The following is a 20,418-nucleotide window of genomic DNA, read 5'->3' as shown; positions in this document are numbered from 1 at the left end:
GCTCAAAGCAAGAGTTAACACTAGGAAACATTATGCAAATTCATTTGGCTAACCCACGAGGCTTCTGCGCCGGTGTTGACCGAGCCATCACCATCGTTGAACGCGCGTTAGAAATTTTCTCACCGCCTATTTACGTGCGCCACGAAGTGGTACATAACAAATTCGTGGTGGATGGTCTTAAAGAGCGCGGGGCGGTCTTTGTTGATGAGCTGGTGGAAGTACCTGATGACAGCATAGTGATTTTCTCGGCCCACGGTGTGTCTCAAGCTGTACGCAACGAAGCGAGCTCTCGTGGCTTGAAGGTGTTTGATGCAACTTGTCCACTTGTCACTAAAGTGCATATGGAAGTGATGCGCGCTAGCTCAAAAGGCACAGAATGTGTACTTATTGGCCATCAGGGCCACCCCGAAGTGGAAGGCACCATGGGTCAGTACGACAATCAAGACGGCGGTATTTACTTAGTTGAGTCGGTCGATGACGTTGCCCGCCTCGAGGTAAAAAATCCATCCGCGTTGTACTACTGTAGTCAAACCACTTTATCTGTGGATGATACCGCTGACGTGATTGACGCGTTGCGCGCCAAGTTCCCAGCAATTGAAGGGCCACGTAAAGACGATATTTGTTACGCCACGCAAAATCGCCAAGATTCGGTACGTGAATTGTCAGCGGATTGCGATATATTGCTAGTGGTCGGCGCGCAAAATAGCTCTAATTCAAATCGCTTACGAGAGTTGGCTGAAAAGATTGGGGCAAAAGCGCATTTGATAGCAGATGCTAATTGTATTCAAAAAGAATGGTTGGCGAACGCTAAACATATTGGTGTGACCGCAGGTGCATCGGCCCCAGAGGTATTAGTACAAGGTGTGGTCGACAGGTTAAAAGAGTGGGGTGCAAGCAGTGCTACTGAGCGCCCTGGTCGCCTAGAAAACATCGAGTTTGCAGTGCCTAAAGAGTTAAGAGTAAAACAAGTAAGCTAAAAGCACTGGGTTTGGTCGTATCCAAGATGCCGGCACGTCACGAAAAACAAGTCGCTAAAAGAGCTTTATTTCTCTTTAGCGACTTTTTTATATCTGCTGTCCCATCCTGAAATAGGTTAGTCATAAGCCTACACATCAATTATACCTATGGTCTAAAGTCGATAACTAACGTAGCGCGTTAGTGCGCTAAGCTTCAATATCACTATTACGCCTGTGGTTATCCGTTATTAAAGGTTCAAGTTTCATCGCCAAGCACACTCTGCACCCAGCTTCATTCCTTACTATGAAGGGGGTCGGTATGGTTGAAATCCTGGTGACGTTATTTATTCTAACGGTGGGGTTGTTAGGTGTGGCATCGTTACAGTTTGTTAGTGCTTTTTCTAACGCAGATGCACTTCGTCGCAGCCAAGCTGTATTAGTTGCTCAGCAATTCAGTGAGCGTTTGCGCGCTGCTGCTGCCCCTTCTGGTGAAGGGCTGACGGTAGATAATCAATATTTCGTGAATAATGCCTATAATTTTGCCAGCCTGTCTTGTGACTCATCTGCTTTACCTTATGAGTGCTATTGCTTGGCATTGCCAGCGAGTATTCCAAATTGCCTACAAAACCAATGTACAAGCCCACAATTCGCCCAGTTTGATGCATACGAAATGTCCTGCGCGGTTACATCTGCTGCGCCAAGCTTATCGATTTCATTAACCTGTGATGACAACAATACATTAGATGCACATAGCTGCAGCGCGGGCTCCCGTCATCAGATTATGATCGCTTGGCCGGTAGAGAGCTGGCAAAAACAAGAGCGTATTTTAAACACTGAGTGCAACCTCAATCGAAGTGATGCCCATGATTGTGTCACGCTGGATTTAACGCTGTGAGGACTAAAAGTGTGCCTCATGGTCAAATGCAAACGGGCTTTAGCCTAATAGAGTTAATGATTGCTTTAGCATTAGGCTTGATTATCTCTGGTGCCATTATTCAAGTCATGGTGAGTTCGCGGGTGACGCAAGGCGTGAATCAAGCCGTGACGTCAGTTCAAGAGAATGGCCGATTTGTGATTAGTCGTCTGCGCACAGAAATGCTCATGGCTGGGCGTTCAGATCTGCTCGCCTCAAGCCTTAACACAGCGGTAGATGTGATAGAAGAAGCTAGCTTTGTACAAAATCATCCCGTTATTTTGCCAGGCGATTTTGTTGCTATGCCTGCGCTTGGCGCAACCGATGGAAATGCAGGGGCAAATGATCAGGTGGTTATTGGTTTGCAAGGGAGTATTGACTGTCGTGGTAATCGTTTGGGCTATGCGAACGGGGAAGAATTCTTCGTAGTGAATCATTATTTTGTACAGAACAATACGTTACGTTGCCGAGGCTTTGATGGGCGGGTGTTAAGGGCAATGCTGGCGAACAATGATGAGGTTGATAACAGCGCTGAAATCATTCTTGATGATGTGTTCAGCTTTCAAGCGCTTTATGGGATCACGAATACTATTTTGTCAGGGGATAACTCGGGGCGTCCTATACGTTATGTTACAGCGGGGGAGCTCCCATTAGTATTAGCGAGCGGCAGTCAGGTGGTAGCACTGCGCTTAGGCGTGCTTTTACGGGGGGAGGGTGAAGTGAAGGTCAGCGCTCAAAAAGCGTTTAAATTACTCAATGAAGCGCCCACCACACAAAGTGGTACTGGTTTATTTAAACCCTTTGAAACCACGGTCACGCTGCGTAATGTCAAAAATTACATGCGCAGTAGAAAGCTATGAAACAGACACTTTGTAGTGGCAATTTGGCGCGAGGACATAAGCAGAAAGGCTTAGTGATGGTTTTCGCATTGCTGGTACTGGTGAGCTTAACCGTACTGGGAATTGCGTCTGTCTCGAGCGGGTTATTGCAAAATAAAATGGCGGTATCGCTACAAACGCAAACACTTGCGTTTGACGCCGCAGAGGCGGCGATTGCGGGTGTGGTGTTTGAATCCGAAGACAGCGCGGTTATCAGTGATGTGAACATGATAGACCCATTAACCCAAGCACGACAAAACACGGAGCTGGACATACAGAATGAGGCACTTCGCTGCCAAGATCCTGACACGTGGACTAACAGGCAGGTCACCAGTGCTGGGCTTTCTAAGGGAGCTTTGCATCAAGCACAGGGGCACTATGACACTAGCCCTGCTATTGACAGTTGGTCGCGTACGGCCTACGTGCGAGAGCAGGCTTGTTTGGGCTCGAGTAACGTTATCAGTGGCAGTCATATTACTTGTCATGTGTTTATTATTAAGGGGTGCGGCCAAATGCAAGGGAGTCGTTCGATTGTTGCCAATAGCTTAACGGCTGCTGTACTGGCGCCAGCGTCACAATGACCGGAGGTATGATGTCCCGTTTCAACATGCTAATACTATTATTAGGCTTGTGCCCATCGCTGGAAGCAGTAGCTGACGATCTGGAAATCTACTTTGGCGCGAGCACTGAGCAGGTCAAATACGACCCTAATGTGCTCTTTATCATGGATACTTCGGGGAGTATGACAGCCGATGACGACACCAATGAGTCGCGTATGCTTAGAGTACAGAATGCCCTTAAAGAGACCTTGCGTTCGGTGACCAACGTAAATGCCGGTTTAATGCGCTTTTCGGATTATGGCGGTCCCATACTTTACCCTGTGCGCCCCATAGATGACACGGTTTCACCGGAACTGATTGTGCCTATCGTTGTTGGGACTGACGATGCTACTGAGCGCAGCGGTGTGGTTAATCTTAACAGTAGTAGTTTAACCCTATCTGCAGGAACCGACACTGTGTTTACGGGGCTTCGCTACCAGAGCTTAAACATTCCTCAAGGAGCAACCATCACAAGTGCGTACTTGCGCTTTACCTCCCGGGGTTTTGATGCTTCAGCAGCCCAAATCCAGATTAATGCGGAACTTACCCCCAATGCATTGACTTACACCAGTAACCAGCAAGACATCAGCCAACGCACCAAAACATCGAATTACGTGCTTTGGGAGCAAAATAACGATTGGCCCTCAGTTGGCGACACAGTTGCGAGCATTGATTTTAGTACAGTGGTACAAGAAGTTGTTGATCAAAGCGAGTGGTGTGGGGGCAATGATCTTAATATTATTCTGACGACCCAAGGCCTAAGTGCTGCCAGCAACCGGCTGGCTGAAAGCGTCGAACAAGGAGGAGGCCTCTCACCGCAACTAGTGGTGGTGTACGATGAAACTACCGCTACAGGGTGTGTTACTGGAGACTTGACGTATCAAATTGACAGTCAATCTAACAATGCTGAAGAGCGCGGCAATGGATATCAGTCAACGGGTAGCGAATTGACCTTCAATGCCAGCAGTAACGATTACATTGGTTTGCGCTTTCGTAATATCGCTTTACCTCAAGGCGCCGTGGTAAGCAATGCCTACCTTGAATTCACTGCTTATCAAAACAGCAGCAATAACAGCGCATCAATGACAATTCGAGCGGCGAATGAAGCGGATCCAAACAGCTTTAATAACTACCCCCGATATTTGTTGAGAAATAAAGCCAAAACCGCATCGGTCAACTGGAGTGGCATTGAGCGATGGTATCGAAATCGAGATTATCAGAGCCCGTCAGTTGCGAGTATTATTAATCAGTTGGTAGAGCGCAATGATTGGCAGTTGGGCAATGACATGGTATTTATCTTGTCTGACTTTAGCAATACGCGGGGGGCCTATACGTATGCCGAGCGCCCTTCGGGAGCCGCTAAATTAGTCATCGAATTTCAAGGTCAAGCGACACCGGGCCAAACCTCAACCGTGCGCGAGCACTTAGTCAGCAAGGTGGATGAGCTCAGTGCCAGTGGTTATACCCCAATCGTGGATACTCTATATGAAGGGGTGATGTATTACGGCGGGCTTGATGTGAACTATGGCCTGGCGCGGGGCAATAATAGTGTATCGAATACTGTTAGGCGTAACACACGTGTCAGCCACCGACTTTCATATTCAGGACAAGATGCCACGCTTCCCTCTGGCTGCGAAGAAGACAATTTAAGTTCATCTAACTGCATCACTCAACAAATTCCTCAAGGGGCTCGCTATATTTCGCCCATTTCAGATCGCCAATGCCAAGTGAATAATCATATCGTTTTACTCTCGGACGGCGAAGCGAACAATAACCACAGTGTTGATGAGATTGAGAGCTTACTTAGCGCGTCGTGCACAGGCAGTGGCGGTGAAAAATGCGGCTTAAGTTTAGTTCGAAACGTAGCAGATTCTGAGGGATCCGTGATAGACAGCCGCATTATTACGCACACCATAGGTTTTGCAGCGAATACCGAAGCCAATAGTTTCTTGAATCAAATAGCCTTACAAGGGGGCGGTGGTTTTTATCAAGCGGATAACAGCCAAGAATTATTAGGTGCATTTCAATCGATTTTGAAAACCGTTAAAGATGTGAACGCGACGTTTGTCTCCCCAGGGGTTGCGGTGAATCAATTAAATCGCTTAACCCATAAAGACGAGTTGTACTTTGCGTTATTTAAACCGTCTGAGGGTAGCAACTGGCCTGGAAACCTGAAGAAATACAAAATCGATGGAGATACTATTTTAGATAAAAATGGTTTGCCTGCTGTGGATGACGGCAATGGCTTTTTCTCTGAGCAAGCCCATAGCTATTGGTCAGTGTTAACTGATGGTAATGATGTTCGCCAAGGCGGGGCGGCGAGTAAAATGAGTTTGGCGCGTAATTTATTTACGTTTTCAGCACCAGGGGCGTTCGCTACCACTGATAACCGTATGCATGAAAGTAACAGTAATATCACTGAGCAAGCCTTATCCATTGATATGCTTGATGATGCGAGCACCATACGTAGCAACTTACTGAAGTGGGTAAGAGGCGTTGACTTAAAAGATGACGATGGTGATGGTGATACATCTGACGTGCGCCTACAAATGGGAGATCCTATTCATTCTCAGCCTGTCATTGTCAATTATTCAGCTACCGACAGCGCTATTTTTGTCGCGACTAATCAGGGATTCTTGCATTCATTTGACGCCCAAACGGGTAGTGAAAATTTTGCTGTCATTCCTCAAGAGCTACTCGGCAATTTATATGAATTTTACCGTGAAAACACTACGTCGAATCATATCTATGGTTTAGACGGCGATCTGGTTCTACGTCATTTTGATGACAAGGTTTATCTTTATGTGGGCATGCGCCGCGGCGGTCGAAATTACTACACTTTTGATATTTCCAGTAAATCAAATCCTACCTTAGTGCATCAGGTTATCGGGGGAAGCACGGGGTTTGAAAAGCTTGGGCAATCATGGTCAAGGCCAACCGTCACCAAAATCAAAGTGGGCGAAACTATACGCAATGTACTTATTTTTGGTGGCGGTTATGACGCAGAGCAAGACAACAAAATAGCTCGCAGCGCTGACAATGTCGGTAACGCGGTGTTTATTGTAGATGCTGACAGCGGGGAGTTAATTTGGTCAGCCAGCAACAGCGCTGCGGACTTATTATTAAGCGACATGCAATACAGTATTCCTGCTCGTATATCGGTGATTGACCGGGACAATGATGGCTTAGCAGATCATATGTATGTGGCCGATTCAGGAGGACAACTGTTTCGCCTAGACATACATAATGGTTCGGGACGTAGCAACTTAGTCAGCGGCGGTTTACTCGCTGATTTAGGGGGGGATTTGGCAGAAGACAATCGACGCTTTTACTATGCGCCTGATGTTGCTCAAATAAGTGCCGTTGATGAAAACTTTTATGCTGTGGCAATCGGTTCTGGTTATCGAGCACATCCATTGAATGCGCAGATTCAAGACAGTTTTTATATGTTAAAAGACTTTGGCATCTTCTCAACCGATGAACAAGGTCATTATGGCTTACCTGAAAATGCATTTACCCGTGATGACTTATATGATGCGACGGCCCATCTACTGACCTCATCAGATGAAACCGTGGTAGAGGAGCAAACTGCACTATTCGCCAGTAGGGCGGGTTGGCTGGTGGACCTTAGCACTGGAGGCGAGAAAGTATTAGCCTCGCCGTTAATATTAAATTATCAAGTGTTCTTCACTACCTATTTGCCTGCCACAGCAAACGACAGCCTATGCGCCCCTCCTAGTGGTAACAGCCGCGCATATTTAGTGGAATTAATTAACGGTAATGCGGTGGTGGATCTGAACAATGATAATCAAACGACCCATCAAGATCGATTTGCTGATCTCAAGCAAACGGGTATCGCGCCAGACACCAAAATCCTTATTGAGGATATTTTACAGCCTGTCGTGTGTTTAGGAACTGAGTGTGCGTCAGCGGTGATTGAAGTAGATGAGCAAGGTGATGAAGTCGTCTGTACTTCGGCCTTTGGCTGTTTAGCACAAAACATTTATGGTCGCTTCGAGCGGATCCAAAAGAGCAGTTGGAAAACGGAAATTGAAAGACAAGAAGATGAATAAAAGGCGTATGAACACCCCCTCGAGAATGGCGGCTAATGGCGGCTTCTCTTTGATGGAGTTGATGATCGCTGTTGCTATTGTGGGGATCGTTAGTACGGTTGCCTATCCAAGTTATCAAAGCTACATGGTAGACAGCAAACGCAATGTCGCCCAAGCTGACCTAATGACGTTTGCGGCGCAAATGGAGCGTCATAAGTTAGCTAACTTTAGTTATGCAGGCGCGGCAAATGAGGGAGCAGATACAGGAGAACCAGCTATTTTCGCCCATCATTCACCCGCCAGTGAATCAGCGGATAATAAAGCGTACAACTTGACGATTGATAGCCTGTCGGGTGGTGGTTCTGCCTATCGAATTAAGGCGCAGCCTTTGGTCGCTAGCCAAGGCGCACTTTACTATTATAGTGACGGGCGTAAAGCGTGGGATCAAAATGCAGACGGAGCCATTTCTGCTTCTGAGTTCTGTTGGCGATGCTAATTGAGTTTGGCACTCAATGGCAGTTTAAGAACAGCTTAAAGTCTCTCCGTTTCTGCCCTCATAAACCCCGTTGTTGTCACTGTCTCGACTAGTTTTTACTCTACCTTGTAAACTGATGAACAATGCCCGGTGAGATGACGTTTCTTCGCCGCAAAATAGGATGTCTGCATTATTATTAGCTCCGCCGTTCATAGTAAAAACAACGGGGTTTTGAGGACCTTGAACAGCAATGTTGTTCCTCTCAACACTTAAGGATGCAAGCAATGATTCGTTTGCGTTGCGTTCACCATCCCCGTTGGTATCAACAAAGACCATTTTGGCTAGCGCCCAATTATTAGAACAAGTTGCGTAATCTGATGTAGCACAAAAGGTTGTTTCAATTTGATTATCTATCGAGTGGCCTCTGGCATACTGGGCTAAAGCACTGATCTTATTCATCTGCGCTGCAATTGTGTTGTGGGAAATGGTCGCCTGTAAACTAGGTGCTACGCTCGCGGCGAGAATAACGGCAATACTGACGCTTATCATCAATTCGATAAGCGTCACACCGCGTTGCGCTGCGGGGTTTTCATTTTGGTAACGATAGACTTTTCTCATGCTCAAAGTGTAACGTTAATACTGGCAAGGTAACGTATGAGCCAAGTGGCTATGGTATTAAAAGCGTAGTGATGATTAAGCTTTTAATATCAGAATTATCGGGGCCAGCAATTTGCCGGAGACTGTGTCATAGATTGATTGATAGCTAGAGTTGTACAGCCAGTATCTGCCAGTTGCGTTGACAACGCTTCGGCCTGCAATATAAAACGAGTTGCAGATATGTTCGAAACACTAAATTCATATAAGTCATTTGTCGGTACCGGCAAGGCGACCTCGTCAGCATACGTGGTGTGGGAAATCCGGTAACGCTCTTGTTGTAAATGCCATTTCAATAAGGCGTTTTGCGCATCAACACGACGAGTCTGTACAATGTGATTTTGATAACTGGGCAGGGCGACCATGGCGAGTATCCCGATGATGGTCACCACAATCATCAGTTCAATCAAACTAAATCCAATATAGCGATTATACGCGAGGTGTTGGTGCACAGTTTGTCCTTGTTATTTTTCTTTTCGACATAGGCCTTACCTTCAGCCTAAAATTTTTCTCGATTTAGTCTATATTTATATGCTCAATTATTATTTTTCGCCACGCAAAATGCAGTCAAAGCTTTGTGTACTCGGGTTTGTTGCCCTCTGATTGATTACACTGCTCCTCGCTTAAGTTCGCGCGTTACTTTCATGTTGTAGCCCCATTTTCGGATCACGCATACTGATGAACATGTGCAAAGGAATGTCTCTATTAGAACTTATGTTGGTGATATCTATTACCATGATATTAATGACGCTTGGCGTCCCCTCATTATTAGATTCAAAACAGCAGCTACATATTAAGCAAGCGGCACAAGAGAGCTATTTCTTTATGCAACACGCTCGCGCAAGTGCTATCGCGTCTGGGCAGAATATATTCGTTACTATTCAAGACGGCCAAGCATGGTGCCTAGGTATGAACCTATCCGAAGTATGTAATTGTCGAATCGAAGACAGTTGCTCAGTGTTGGGAGTGCAGTCGCGCATTCAACATAGTGATTTTTCCTCTGTACAACTGACGCAATTGCGCTTTGGGCAGAATGATAGTGCGGTATTTGACGGCGCAAGAGGCATGGCCATGGGGGATTCAGGCTCGTTGATTTTTGGTGATACGACGGATGAACTCAAACTTATTGTGAGTAATATGGGGCGGGTTCGTCTGTGCGTGAACGAAGGTGATATTGTGGCATACAGACAATGTTGAATTCGCGATTTCTTAGCAAAGGCAGTTCATTGATAGAGCTGATGATTGCCATGTCTTTGGGCGTATCAGCGTTGTCTGCATTTACCGCTTTTATCGGGTTTGGGGTCGGGGTAAATGCTAATTTGTTGACCTCCTCTCGTCTGAATGAAGAGTTTACCTTAGTCTCTCAGATGTTAGCCCGAGATATCGCCAGAGCGGGCTTTCACGCAGGTGCATCAGCACAAATTATCGACCCTATTAATGCGTTAAATCCTTTCGCAGATTCGTTAACCCTTAGCCAGTTTACTAATGAAATCGAAGATAGCTGTATTTTATTTGCTTACGATCGCAATGCTAATGGGGTTCTGGATACCCAAGATGGCAATGAAAATTATGGCTATCGCCTGCGGGGTAAAGCAATAGAGATGCGCACAACTGGAGCGCAATGTAACAGCAATGGCTGGCATGATGTAACAGACCCCAATGTTGTGCAGGTCACGCGTCTACATTTTACGTTAACGGAGTTTATCGTTGGACAGAGGGTATTGACGCAAGTAGAGATGAATCTGGTGGCTAACTTGAAGGCTCAGCCAGATGTGTCACGCCAAGGCACAATACGCTTTTTAGTGAACAATGATGCTCAATAAGTATGACTATGGGCATCACCCAAGGCGCGAAAGCAAAGGCGCTATGATGCTTGTGTCGGTATCACTGTTGTTAGTGATTGCTAGTTTAGTCACCGTCCATACTGGGCGCGTGAAGTCCCTTGAACATAAAATACTGCTCAACAGCCAAAACCAAGCATTGTCATCGGCTGCAGCGCAAGGCGGGTTAGCGCATGGTATGAGCCTTATGCAATCTGATGTTATCTGGCAAGGCGAAGAGCACAATATAACGTTCAGCAATAATGCGCGTGCGATTGTGAGTGCTCAATTTAATCCATTCCAACGTAACGGCTTGAATACACAGTGGGCTACCATCGAATCAGCTGGCTTATCTGCTGATGGGCAGAGTAGACATCAGGTGAGCGAGCAGGTACTTCGTTATCCTTTTCTTCACATTATCCCGCCAGTACCTTTGATCAGCGCCGTTGACATACCTAGTGACTTACGTTTTGTCCTAGGGGCGAACCCGAATGCTGGTGGTAATGGGGTGCCGGTCTCTATATGGACGGATAAGACCCTTTCCGCTATTGATGTAGACAGTCGAACCTGTGCATTGCAGATATTTGATGAAAACAGATGTGCTTTAGATATGTATTCGAACAATACCAACTTAGGCATTGATACGCTGCAAGAGCACGAGGGGTTCCCGGCGGATGTATTGGAATACCTGTTCAATATACCTGTGCCTGACTGGCACATTTTAAAGAGTGAAGTGTCGCTTATCGCCGCGGATTGCGAGCCATTAACGATTGCGGATACACGTGTCATATGGATACAAGGTGAATGCCGTTTAGAAATAGGCCAACAGATTGGCAGTATTGATACCCCAATTATGTTAATTCTAGCGGACTCAGCTTTGCTGATGCCTGAAGATAGTCAAATTTTTGGTCTAGTTATTTATCTGAGCACGCAAAACCCACCTAACGCGAAAAGAATAGCCATGGCAGCGAGTGCACAGCTGAATGGCGCATTAGTGCTGCTCTCCCCAATTGATGCAGCTTTGAGTCAATTGGCAATTCGATACCAGTTAAATGTATTAACGCAACTGCATCAAGATGCTGACATGCAACGTATCGGAAAAATCAGCGGAAGTTGGCGTGATTTTTAGATGAAGACACATTCTGGATTTAGCTTATTAGAAGTGTTGATTGCTACCGCCATTATGCTGTTCGGTGTCGCTGGTTATGTGCAGTTACAATCCCATTATATAAAACTCGACTATACGTTAAATTTGCGCCAGCAGGCACTCACACTGGCAAAGAAAAAGTTAAGTGACCTGCACAGTTTCAGTGTTGTGCATAGCAGTGCTGGGCAAAAAAGTTATCAAGATATACATTCTGACACAGGAGGGGATATCGCCGCAGGGGAGGTTGCAGTAAAGCTTTGGCAATCGCAAACCCAGACAATCCCCTTTGAATTACACTGGCAAGTGAAAAACATGTACTTCGTCGATACCGATAACGATTTACTGCCTGATACTTGGCTACCTGAAGGCAATGTTAATTTGCCGCAAACTTTGCCTGTTGTTGCACCTAAAAAGATGTTGCAGATCACCGTTGGTTGGCAAGACCAATTTGGGGAGGCACTAACTGTCTCTTTGCACAGTCAATTAACGCCAGTACCTTTTACCCGGAGTCAGCATGTGGTGAGTGCCAATATAGGGAACAACCAGCCTTTACCGGTGACGTACATGCCTACGAGGGATAATATTGACGTTTTGCATCATATCGATAGTGATTTAGCGATACAGGGCGGGGCGCCGATTATTGATGTTGTGGGGGATAATGTCGCGATAAAAATTGAGCAAAATCGAGTTGAATTATTTGCCAATGAGTATGAGAAAACACGGTTAGAAAGCCAGCTTGTAGTTGGATGTGATTGCCGAGTAGCGCAAAATGGCTTAGGAAAAACGCCTGCAATGACGGTCATTCAAGGGGATAGATTGAGCACAACCCAAGGGCAAGAGGTGTTCAAAGCTAGAGGCGTTGCAGAGCCAGGACAACACGCCCGTTGTGAGCAGTGCTGTAACGACCATCACGATACAAGTGCGATGGTCAATACTCAAAACTATTATCGACTCGAATCAGGTGATGCGCATAAGCACTACAATCGTATAGGTGACAATGTATTTGAAGAAGCTCTCGCTGAAGGGGATGAATATCAGGACGTTTGTCGATTCAAGCGAGTAGATGGCTTTTATCATGTGGCGAGTGATCTTGTGCAGTTAGCGATCACCGAATTCGCTGCTCAGCATTTAGCGCAGCAAAATAACCGTGACGCCTATACCGCTTATATAAAACAAGTGTTGGCTGCGTATATTCAAAATACGGCGCTACCGCCACCGATGATAGGACGGGATATCACATTGCCCCTAGGGCAATTTCAACTAGCAGCCTATGGTGTCTATATAGAGCGCTTGTATGCCGAAGATTTAGCGTACTTGAACACACTTATTGCCAGCAATGATGACCGCTGGATTGCCCTAGCGCCTTTTTATGATGTTAATGTGACATTACTCGCAGATTGGCGCTCATCCGATACGCTAAGCGTAAATATACTGCAACAAGCGATACAAACTGTTGAGAATGTTGGACAAGATTATTATGCTAGCTACCAAAGAGGTGTCATAGAAAACCTATTGTTGGGCCAAAGCAGAATATATGCATCGATGAATGGCTCTAACAGTGGATTAGTTGGGCATGCACCTTTATCACCCTATGAAGCATTGAATGTAAAAGAAGGAGATGGGCTAGAGGTTGTTATTCAGCCCTGATTTTTCAGCCTAATGGCTTCTGACTGAATTTATAGCGCAGATGTCAGCTATCAGTGGGCCATTCTAATAATCAGTTTTACCAGCAGAGTGAGAGAAAAATGCACAAGCAAGCGGTGATTGACGAAATGCGTGTGAAACCGCAAATTGATGTTGAAAGCGAAGTACAGACCCGTGTTAATTTTATTAAATCCCATTTGGTTGCTTCGGGGTTAAAAACCCTCGTATTGGGGATCAGTGGTGGGATCGACTCTTGCACTTTAGGTCGATTAGCACAAATTGCGGTGAATCAATTGAATTCACCATCAAGCTCTGATTACCAATTTGTCGCTGTGCGGTTGCCTTACAAAGTTCAAGCCGATGAAGACGACGCCCAATTGTCGATTGATTTCATCCAACCGAGCCAGTCAATATCGGTGAATGTGCAGCCAGGCGCAGATGCGATTGATGAGCAAACGAGCAAAGCATTAAGTGATGCAGGGATATTGCCTGCTAGTGATACCAAACGTGATTTTGTTAAAGGCAATGTCAAAGCGAGAACACGCATGGTCGTGCAATACGAAATTGCAGGCATGCTTGACGGTTTAGTGTTAGGCACGGATCATTCTGCTGAGAATATCACTGGGTTCTATACTAAGTACGGTGATGGCGCTTGTGATTTGGCGCCAATGTTTGGCCTGAATAAACGTCAGGTTAGGCAGGTGGCAAGTTATTTGGGCGCACCCGATAATCTTGTGCATAAAGCGCCGACAGCTGATCTAGAGAGCTTAAGCCCGCAAAAAGCTGACGAGCAAGCATTGGGAATGAGTTATGATGACATTGACGATTTTCTTGAAGGGAAGCCTGTGCCACAACAAGTGACAGAGCGCCTATTGGAAATTTATAAAAAGACGCAACATAAACGTGTACCTATTCCCACAATTTATGATTAAGCACACCATCTGGAGAGAAGAAAAGTGAAGAAAGTCGAAGCGATTATTAAGCCGTTTAAAATGGATGATGTGCGAGAAGCACTTGCTGAAGTTGGCGTAAGTGGCATGACGGTAACCGAAGTTAAAGGCTTTGGACGTCAAAAAGGACACACGGAGTTATATCGTGGTGCCGAATACAATGTAGACTTTTTACCTAAAATGAAGCTAGAGGTCGTTATCCCAGACGGGCAAGTAGAACTGGCTATCGAAGCGATTATGAAAACAGCGCAAACCGGCAAAATCGGTGACGGGAAAATTTTCGTTTACGAAGTTGAGCGCGTTATTCGTATCCGTACAGGGGAGGAAAATGAAGACGCCGTTTAATTTAAGTGCTTGAGCACATGCTATAAAAAACGAGGCCATTTGGCCTCGTTTGTGTTTATTACCGGTTAGTCTTACCCGATTAATATTAGAATTAGAAACATCTACTAATGAGTGTGACCACATCCTTCAGCAGTATGAGGATGGCCGTGAGCTATTTCTTCTTCAGTTGCTGCGCGGACTTCTAATACCTCTACATCAAATGTAAGCGTCAAGCCAGACAACGGATGATTGCCATCAACTACAACCGTTTCGTCATCAACATCAAGGATCATCACAGACTGCTCACCTTCATCTGTGGTTGCTCTGAATGTCATGCCAGGCTCAATTTCCATACCTTCGAACATTGAACGTGGCACTTCTTGAACTAGGGTGTCGTGGCGCTCGCCATAGGCTTGTTCAGGCTCGATATCGATAACGAATTTCTCACCAACCTCTTTACCTTCCAAATGATCTTCTAAACCTTGGATCAGGTAATGACTACCTTGCAAGAAAACCATTGGTTCTGATTCTTTTGACGAGTCGATTTGTGTGCCATCTGGCGCACTTACAGTGAAGTGCATGGTAACGACTGTGTTGGTGGTTATATTCATTGGGTACCCATAAAAATTGGTGGTGAATACATGAAATATTCACCGATTAAAAATTAAGTATTCGCCTTTTATTCTAATGAATATGGCAGAGATTGCACGGTAAATACCGCATTAGGTCGATCTTTCAACCGCATTATCGAATTAATTTCAGTGTCGTTTGCCACAACGGCTAATAACCAAGTTTCTTTGTTTAGGGTTGCACTGCGTAATACTGTCCCCCCCTTTCGCCAGTTTTCGCCGACCGGAATTTCAAGGTTATCGCCGGGCAGCAGATTTACTGATTCGTCAGCTTTAAGGATGAAAGCCGCTCGTTTGTTTTTGCCCAAAAACTTAGTTCGAGCCACCACTTCTTGGCCCATGTAACAACCTTTGCTAAAACTGATGCCATCTAGTGCTTGTAAGTTCATCATTTGCGGCACAAATTCATTACTGGTGGCAGTGCGCAATTCAGCAACCCCCGCTTTTATATCAAGCACTTCCCATAGGGTCTTATCAGCATACGTTAGCGTTTCATGTGCAGCTAAATGAGCTTGGCCTTCAGGCGTAAGTACAAGCATGAAGCGTTTGTTTTCTGAGCCTAGCGCTAACACCACACCGTTAGCATTGCTAAGCGATTGCAAGTGTTCAGCCGGTGTACTACCGAATAATTGACTGATAACAGCCTCGAGCTGCTGCCCTTGTCCACCAAAACATGCCCACTGGGTTGGCTCATCGACGAAATCGACTTTAGCAAACACACCGTATTTTTTAAGTTCGGGCAATGACGCCGCGGCACTTTCTTTATGGCTTACGAAAAGCACAGAGTCATTGTGCTCTAGGGCGTAAAAAATGTTCCAAGTCTTGCCTTTAAAGTCACAGTGGCTGCCAAACAGAGCTTCATGGGCGCTAAGTTTTGTCATGTCAGCGGTGACTTGGCCTTGCAAGTATTTGATACGCTCTTCACCACTGATGTTCAATACATGCAAGTCGTCTAAGCGACAAATAAAATCTGCAGGGATGGTGTCCGCGGTATCAATGGTGTTTATCACAAGTGTTATCTCAGCTTAATTCGTAATGGGTAATTGATATGAGGTTAAAATGCTATTTAGCAAGGGGAAATATTGAGAAAGCAATAGCGTTTCAGATGAGGAATATACACGGTAAATTATGCTAAACTGCGCTCGAATAATCACAATAGGATGATCCATGTTTACCAAACAAAGATATGCGCGCCTGAAATGGGCATGCCGGCGCGGAATGTTAGAATTAGATGTTATCTTTATGCCGTTTGTTGAAGAGGGATTCAACGATTTATCTGAAGCGGATAAAGTTATTTTTGAGAGCCTGCTTACATGTGATGATCCCGATTTATACGCTTGGCTAATGGGCCATCAAGCGTGTAATAATCCCGATTACAAGCGCCTGATAGATCACATATTAAGTCGTGTCAAAGTATAGAGTTGAAGTAAAACCGTCGCGAATGCAAGCGTATATCGCCTGTTTGGCTTACGTTGTTTTATTGACAAGTGTTTTTGCTTGGCAGCCTCATAGCCTGCGTTATCAGCTCTTGCTGCAGTTCATATTAGGCAGTTTGATTACGGTATATTGCATAAGCATGTGGCGAAAAAGAGAGCATTCTAAGTTTGTGGTGCAGGTGAGCTACGAAGGTGAGTGGAATTATCTCGATGCCAGGCAAGATGCTAATTGGTGGATCGGTGAGCAATCTAAAATGCTCGGCAGTCTACTATGGGTGCAACGCATACCCCTGTTACAGCGACATCAACCCCAGAAAGCTTCTATTCGTTGGAGTTGGATATTCAAGGACAGCGTTAGTGAGAAAGACTATCGTCGATTGTGTCGCTGTATTATAGCAAGTCAGCAACGCGCAAGAGCCTGCTAAAAAAGCCAAAAATCAAAAAATTATGAAGACTCCATTAACGACGTTACCTCGTTTTGCTAACCTGATGTTTAGGGCTGCTCTTAAACGAGACAATATTACCCAATTGCCGCCTACGTTCGACGATTTTCCCAAGCAGCCCTTGTCTTTTGCTCCGGCACGTTTATTAGATTCAAGTATCGAGCAGTTTCATGCAGTGACAGGATGGCGAGCGAAGCATCTTCATCCGTGTTATTTGCACGTGGTAAGTTTTCCAATGCATTTGATGTTGATGCTGCAAAAAGATTTTCCCTTCGCTTTGTTGGGCTTGGTGCACATTAATAATGAAATTATTCAATATCGCCCAGTGCAAGCGAGTGAAGCCTGTGTGTTTCGTTGCCACTTCAAAGATATGAAGTCCCATGCTAAAGGGATTGTATTTTCAATCGTTACAGATGTGCACGTCGATGGGGAGCTGTGCTGGTCATCCGTCAGCAGTAATTTGTATCGAAGTACTCGATTTAGTGCAATGAATAAAGAAAGTACCCCAGCGAATGAGGCCACAACTGGGCTTGAAGGGAGCGCACAGAGTAAGCAGATGTGGCAATTGCATCCTGGCCTAGGGCGTGATTATGCAAGAGCGTCAGGGGATTTTAACCCCATTCATTTATCTAAGCTAAGCGCCAGATTGTTCGGTTTTAAACACGCCATCGCTCATGGTATGTGGTCTAAGTCTCGTTGTCTTTCTGCACTAGAGCAGATAGATCAGGATTTATTCATTCAGCCGTTTAACACTCAGGTTCAATTCATTAAGCCAGCAATGTTGCCAGGTCGTGTCGTATTTTCACAGTACGAGGCTACGCACAGTAAAGCTGGTGATATTGGGGCTATTGATGAAGTGAATAGTAAAGAGGTTTCAGAGAATACCCAGGAGAGGGCGATGAAGTTTTCACTTAAAAACCAAGATACAGGCGCACCCCACCTGAGCGGAAAGGTGCAGTCACTGTGACACTATTTGGTGATTTTCCCTGGGATAACCGACGGGCTCGGGTTTTCGAGCAAGCCAGGGTAGTCTAAGTTGTAGTGTAAGCCACGGCTTTCCTTGCGTTGCTGCGCACACTTAACGATAAGCTCAGCAACGGTCAGTAGATTACGCAGTTCCAATAAATTATTGCTCACTCTGAAGTAAGAGTAGTACTCATCCACTTCTTGTTTTAACAGTTCGATTCTATGCTGCGCTCTTGCTAAGCGCTTGTCAGTGCGCACGATCCCCACGTAATCCCACATGAAAAGACGTAACTCATGCCAATTATGCTGAATAATAACTTCCTCGTCTGAGTCGCCCACTTGTGACTCATCCCAAGGCTGAATACCCTCATTTGAGTCCCCGTCAGTCAAGCGCTTGATAATGTGATCAGCGGCTGAGTGAGCAAACACTATGCATTCAAGCAACGAGTTACTGGCCATGCGATTTGCACCATGCAAACCGGTATATGCTACCTCACCTAGCGCGTACAGGTTATCTAAGTCGGTTTTTGCATTAAAGTCAGTCACCACACCGCCACAGCTATAATGTGCTGCTGGTACGACAGGGATGGGCTGTCTGGTGATATCGATGCCCAACGCGCGACACTTACGATAGATGTTAGGGAAATGCTTTTTAATAAAATCAGCGGGTTTATGACTGATATCTAAATACATGCAATCGGCACCAAGGCGTTTCATTTCGAAATCAATGGCCCGTGCGACTATATCTCTTGGAGCCAAGTCACCACGCTCATCGAATTTTTGCATGAAAGGCGTGCCATCTGCGTGGCATAAAAAGGCGCCTTCACCGCGCAGAGCTTCACTGATCAAAAAGTTGCGTGCTTCAGGATGAAATAAACAGGTTGGGTGGAATTGATTAAACTCCATATTAGCAACGCTGCAACCAGCACGCCACGCCATGGCTATTCCATCACCACTGGAAACATCTGGGTTGGAAGTATATTGATAAACTTTGCTGGCGCCACCAGTGGCAAGTGCGGTGAATTTGCTGCGGATCACTTCAACATGTTCATGTTTTCGGTTCCACACATAGGCGCCTAACAACTGATTTTGCTCATCCTTGCTTTTGATTAGATCAACCGCATTATAACGTTCAAATATATGAATATTCGGATGCTGTTTGACCGCTTCGATTAAAGTGACTTGAACGGCTTCCCCGGTCGCATCGGCTGCGTGCAAGATACGCCTGTGGCTGTGCCCACCTTCACGTGTAAGATGATAACGCTGTTCACCATCGTTGGTGTCGGTCATTTGATCGAACGGCATACCGAAGTCAATCAACCACTGCATGCAGGTTTTTGCTCGAGAAGCAGTAAAGTGAACCGCTTGTTCATCGCATAAGCCTGCACCTGCATTAAGCGTATCTTTTACGTGGGATTCGATTGAATCGTCTTCGTCGAATACAGCGGCGATACCGCCTTGGGCATATCGTGTCGACCCTTCCGCTAAACTACTTTTACTTAAAACGATAATTTGGCAATGCTCAGCCAATTTCAATGCTAGGCTAAGTCCGGCAGCGCCGCTGCCTATAATTAGTACGTCACAACGATGTTCAACAGTGGAGTGCATAGGGTAAACTACACCAATAATGCCAATAGAGGGTGGCAATACTAATTAATGTTGTAAAAAATACAATGATATTCAGTTGGATCAGCCCTTATTAGCCCATGATAACAAAACTATATTTCGAATTTATTTCGACCTTATTTCGAAAAAAATTCTTACAAAACGAACTTATTGCAAAAGGCATGGTCAATTATAGTGCTTGCATGAGCCAAAATAATATTTGTAGCAGGAGTATCGGCTCGAATGAGCGAGCAGTTAACAGATCAACAAATAGTTGAAAAAGTGCAACGAGGAGACAAAGACGCATTCGGATTGTTGGTGGTTAAGTACCAACACAAGGTGTCTTATTTGGTATCACGATATGTGAAGAACTCCGGTGACGTTGCTGACGTAGCACAAGAAGCCTTTATTAAAGCTTACCGTGCATTACCTAATTTTAGGGGCGATAGCGCATTTTACACTTGGTTATACCGTATAGCCGTAAACAGCGCTAAAAATTATTTAGTTTCGCAAGGTAGAAAGCCCCCTGCGAGCGATGTGGACGCAGAAGACGCGGATTTCTATGACGGCAGTGATGCCTTGAAAGAGAATAATTCGCCAGAAAAAAGTTTAATGTCGGATCAAATGGAAAAATTGCTGTTTGATACGATGGATAAATTACCCGAAGATTTACGCATGGCCATTAGCCTGCGGGAATTAGAAGGGCTAAGTTATGAAGAGATTGCTAATGTGATGGATTGTCCTGTTGGGACTGTTCGATCACGGATATTCAGAGCTCGTGAAGCACTGGATAAGGTTATTCAACCTTTGCTGCAACGTTAGCGAGGGGATTAAGAACGGTAACTGTTGTAACAATGTCATGTTGACATGTTGACATGTTGCAGTTGCAAGTTAATTTGAGATAGATTTTTATTTCAAGTGACAGTT

21 protein-coding genes are annotated in these 20,418 nt (G+C 45.4%); 16 read left to right on the top strand and 5 right to left on the bottom strand.

Features of this window, described 5'->3' with window-relative positions; genetic code table 11:
• Positions 1-32 precede the first annotated feature (32 nt).
• The 6 genes from ispH (at position 33) to PATL_RS16270 (ending at position 7,894) form a co-directional block, all read left to right on the top strand.
• Positions 33-977 (top strand): 4-hydroxy-3-methylbut-2-enyl diphosphate reductase, encoded by a 945-nt coding sequence (gene ispH, locus PATL_RS16295; protein WP_011575914.1) that lies wholly within the window; start codon positions 33-35, stop codon positions 975-977.
• Between the two features lie 298 nt (positions 978-1,275).
• Entirely contained in the window at positions 1,276-1,851 is a 576-nt protein-coding gene (locus PATL_RS16290; protein WP_011575913.1) for a hypothetical protein, read from the top strand.
• Between the two features lie 26 nt (positions 1,852-1,877).
• The gene (locus tag PATL_RS16285) at positions 1,878-2,729 is read left to right on the top strand and encodes a PilW family protein (RefSeq protein ID WP_041714521.1); all 852 of its coding nucleotides are present in this window, start codon (positions 1,878-1,880) and stop codon (positions 2,727-2,729) included.
• Positions 2,726-3,328, top strand: a complete 603-nt coding sequence (locus PATL_RS16280) for a PilX N-terminal domain-containing pilus assembly protein (RefSeq protein ID WP_011575911.1) — start codon at positions 2,726-2,728, stop codon at positions 3,326-3,328. The genes PATL_RS16285 and PATL_RS16280 overlap by 4 nt, the downstream gene beginning before the upstream one ends.
• 11 nt (positions 3,329-3,339) lie before the next feature.
• Positions 3,340-7,419 (top strand): PilC/PilY family type IV pilus protein, encoded by a 4,080-nt coding sequence (locus PATL_RS16275; protein WP_041714518.1) that lies wholly within the window; start codon positions 3,340-3,342, stop codon positions 7,417-7,419.
• A gap of 25 nt (positions 7,420-7,444) precedes the next feature.
• Positions 7,445-7,894, top strand: coding sequence for a type IV pilin protein (locus tag PATL_RS16270; protein WP_157043465.1), 450 nt, complete (start codon positions 7,445-7,447; stop codon positions 7,892-7,894).
• Positions 7,895-7,918: 24 nt separating this feature from the next.
• On the opposite strand, the gene PATL_RS16265 is transcribed toward PATL_RS16270, so the two are convergent.
• Complete coding sequence (locus tag PATL_RS16265; RefSeq protein WP_011575908.1) at positions 7,919-8,491, bottom strand: GspH/FimT family pseudopilin; 573 nt, start codon at positions 8,489-8,491, stop codon at positions 7,919-7,921.
• Between the two features lie 95 nt (positions 8,492-8,586).
• Positions 8,587-8,979 carry a type IV pilin protein gene (locus PATL_RS16260; protein WP_011575907.1) on the bottom strand — a complete coding sequence of 131 codons (393 nt, stop codon included), beginning with the start codon at positions 8,977-8,979 and terminating at the stop codon, positions 8,587-8,589.
• Positions 8,980-9,205: 226 nt separating this feature from the next.
• On the opposite strand from PATL_RS16260, the gene PATL_RS16255 reads away from it, so the two are divergent.
• From PATL_RS16255 to PATL_RS16230, 6 genes are all read left to right on the top strand, one after another.
• Positions 9,206-9,724, top strand: a complete 519-nt coding sequence (locus PATL_RS16255; protein WP_157043420.1) for a GspH/FimT family pseudopilin — start codon at positions 9,206-9,208, stop codon at positions 9,722-9,724.
• Positions 9,718-10,350, top strand: a complete 633-nt coding sequence (locus tag PATL_RS16250) for a prepilin cleavage protein (protein WP_011575905.1) — start codon at positions 9,718-9,720, stop codon at positions 10,348-10,350. Before PATL_RS16255 ends, PATL_RS16250 begins: the two co-directional genes overlap by 7 nt.
• Positions 10,337-11,476 carry a hypothetical protein gene (locus PATL_RS16245; RefSeq protein WP_232283238.1) on the top strand — a complete coding sequence of 380 codons (1,140 nt, stop codon included), beginning with the start codon at positions 10,337-10,339 and terminating at the stop codon, positions 11,474-11,476. Before PATL_RS16250 ends, PATL_RS16245 begins: the two co-directional genes overlap by 14 nt.
• The gene (locus tag PATL_RS16240) at positions 11,477-13,141 is read left to right on the top strand and encodes a type IV pilus modification PilV family protein (protein ID WP_011575903.1); all 1,665 of its coding nucleotides are present in this window, start codon (positions 11,477-11,479) and stop codon (positions 13,139-13,141) included. It begins immediately after the preceding gene.
• A 98-nt stretch (positions 13,142-13,239) separates the two neighbouring features.
• The gene (nadE, locus tag PATL_RS16235) at positions 13,240-14,070 is read left to right on the top strand and encodes an ammonia-dependent NAD(+) synthetase (RefSeq protein ID WP_011575902.1); all 831 of its coding nucleotides are present in this window, start codon (positions 13,240-13,242) and stop codon (positions 14,068-14,070) included.
• A gap of 24 nt (positions 14,071-14,094) precedes the next feature.
• On the top strand, positions 14,095-14,433 hold the full coding sequence (locus PATL_RS16230) for a P-II family nitrogen regulator (RefSeq protein WP_006993147.1): 339 nt from the start codon (positions 14,095-14,097) through the stop codon (positions 14,431-14,433).
• A 104-nt stretch (positions 14,434-14,537) separates the two neighbouring features.
• Here the strand turns inward: PATL_RS16230 and PATL_RS16225 are convergent, their stop codons facing one another.
• Together PATL_RS16225 and ygfZ are read right to left on the bottom strand one after the other, a co-directional pair.
• Complete coding sequence (locus PATL_RS16225) at positions 14,538-15,023, bottom strand: FKBP-type peptidyl-prolyl cis-trans isomerase (protein ID WP_011575901.1); 486 nt, start codon at positions 15,021-15,023, stop codon at positions 14,538-14,540.
• Positions 15,024-15,091: 68 nt separating this feature from the next.
• On the bottom strand, positions 15,092-16,051 hold the full coding sequence (gene ygfZ, locus PATL_RS16220; RefSeq protein WP_011575900.1) for a tRNA-modifying protein YgfZ: 960 nt from the start codon (positions 16,049-16,051) through the stop codon (positions 15,092-15,094).
• A 157-nt stretch (positions 16,052-16,208) separates the two neighbouring features.
• Here ygfZ and PATL_RS16215 point away from each other — a divergent pair, with 157 nt between their 5' ends.
• Genes PATL_RS16215 through PATL_RS16205 form a run of 3 tightly spaced genes read left to right on the top strand, consistent with a single transcriptional unit; the run spans position 16,209 to position 17,887 of the window.
• Positions 16,209-16,460: a succinate dehydrogenase assembly factor 2 gene (locus PATL_RS16215; RefSeq protein WP_011575899.1), complete on the top strand. Its 252-nt coding sequence runs from the start codon at positions 16,209-16,211 to the stop codon at positions 16,458-16,460.
• A 22-nt stretch (positions 16,461-16,482) separates the two neighbouring features.
• Positions 16,483-16,902: a protein YgfX gene (locus tag PATL_RS16210; protein ID WP_011575898.1), complete on the top strand. Its 420-nt coding sequence runs from the start codon at positions 16,483-16,485 to the stop codon at positions 16,900-16,902.
• Positions 16,903-16,924: 22 nt separating this feature from the next.
• Positions 16,925-17,887: a MaoC family dehydratase gene (locus tag PATL_RS16205; protein WP_011575897.1), complete on the top strand. Its 963-nt coding sequence runs from the start codon at positions 16,925-16,927 to the stop codon at positions 17,885-17,887.
• Between the two features lie 2 nt (positions 17,888-17,889).
• Here PATL_RS16205 and nadB read toward each other — a convergent pair whose 3' ends face one another.
• A complete protein-coding gene (nadB, locus tag PATL_RS16200; RefSeq protein WP_011575896.1) occupies positions 17,890-19,494 on the bottom strand; it encodes an L-aspartate oxidase in 1,605 nt (534 codons plus the stop codon).
• Positions 19,495-19,734: 240 nt separating this feature from the next.
• Between nadB and rpoE the strand changes: the two genes are divergently transcribed.
• Complete coding sequence (gene rpoE / locus PATL_RS16195) at positions 19,735-20,313, top strand: RNA polymerase sigma factor RpoE (protein WP_006993139.1); 579 nt, start codon at positions 19,735-19,737, stop codon at positions 20,311-20,313.
• Positions 20,314-20,418: the final 105 nt, after the last annotated feature.

Source organism: Paraglaciecola sp. T6c, assembly GCF_000014225.1.
Lineage (GTDB): Bacteria > Pseudomonadota > Gammaproteobacteria > Enterobacterales > Alteromonadaceae > Paraglaciecola > Paraglaciecola atlantica_A.
This window is presented reverse-complemented; position numbering and strand designations above follow the sequence as displayed.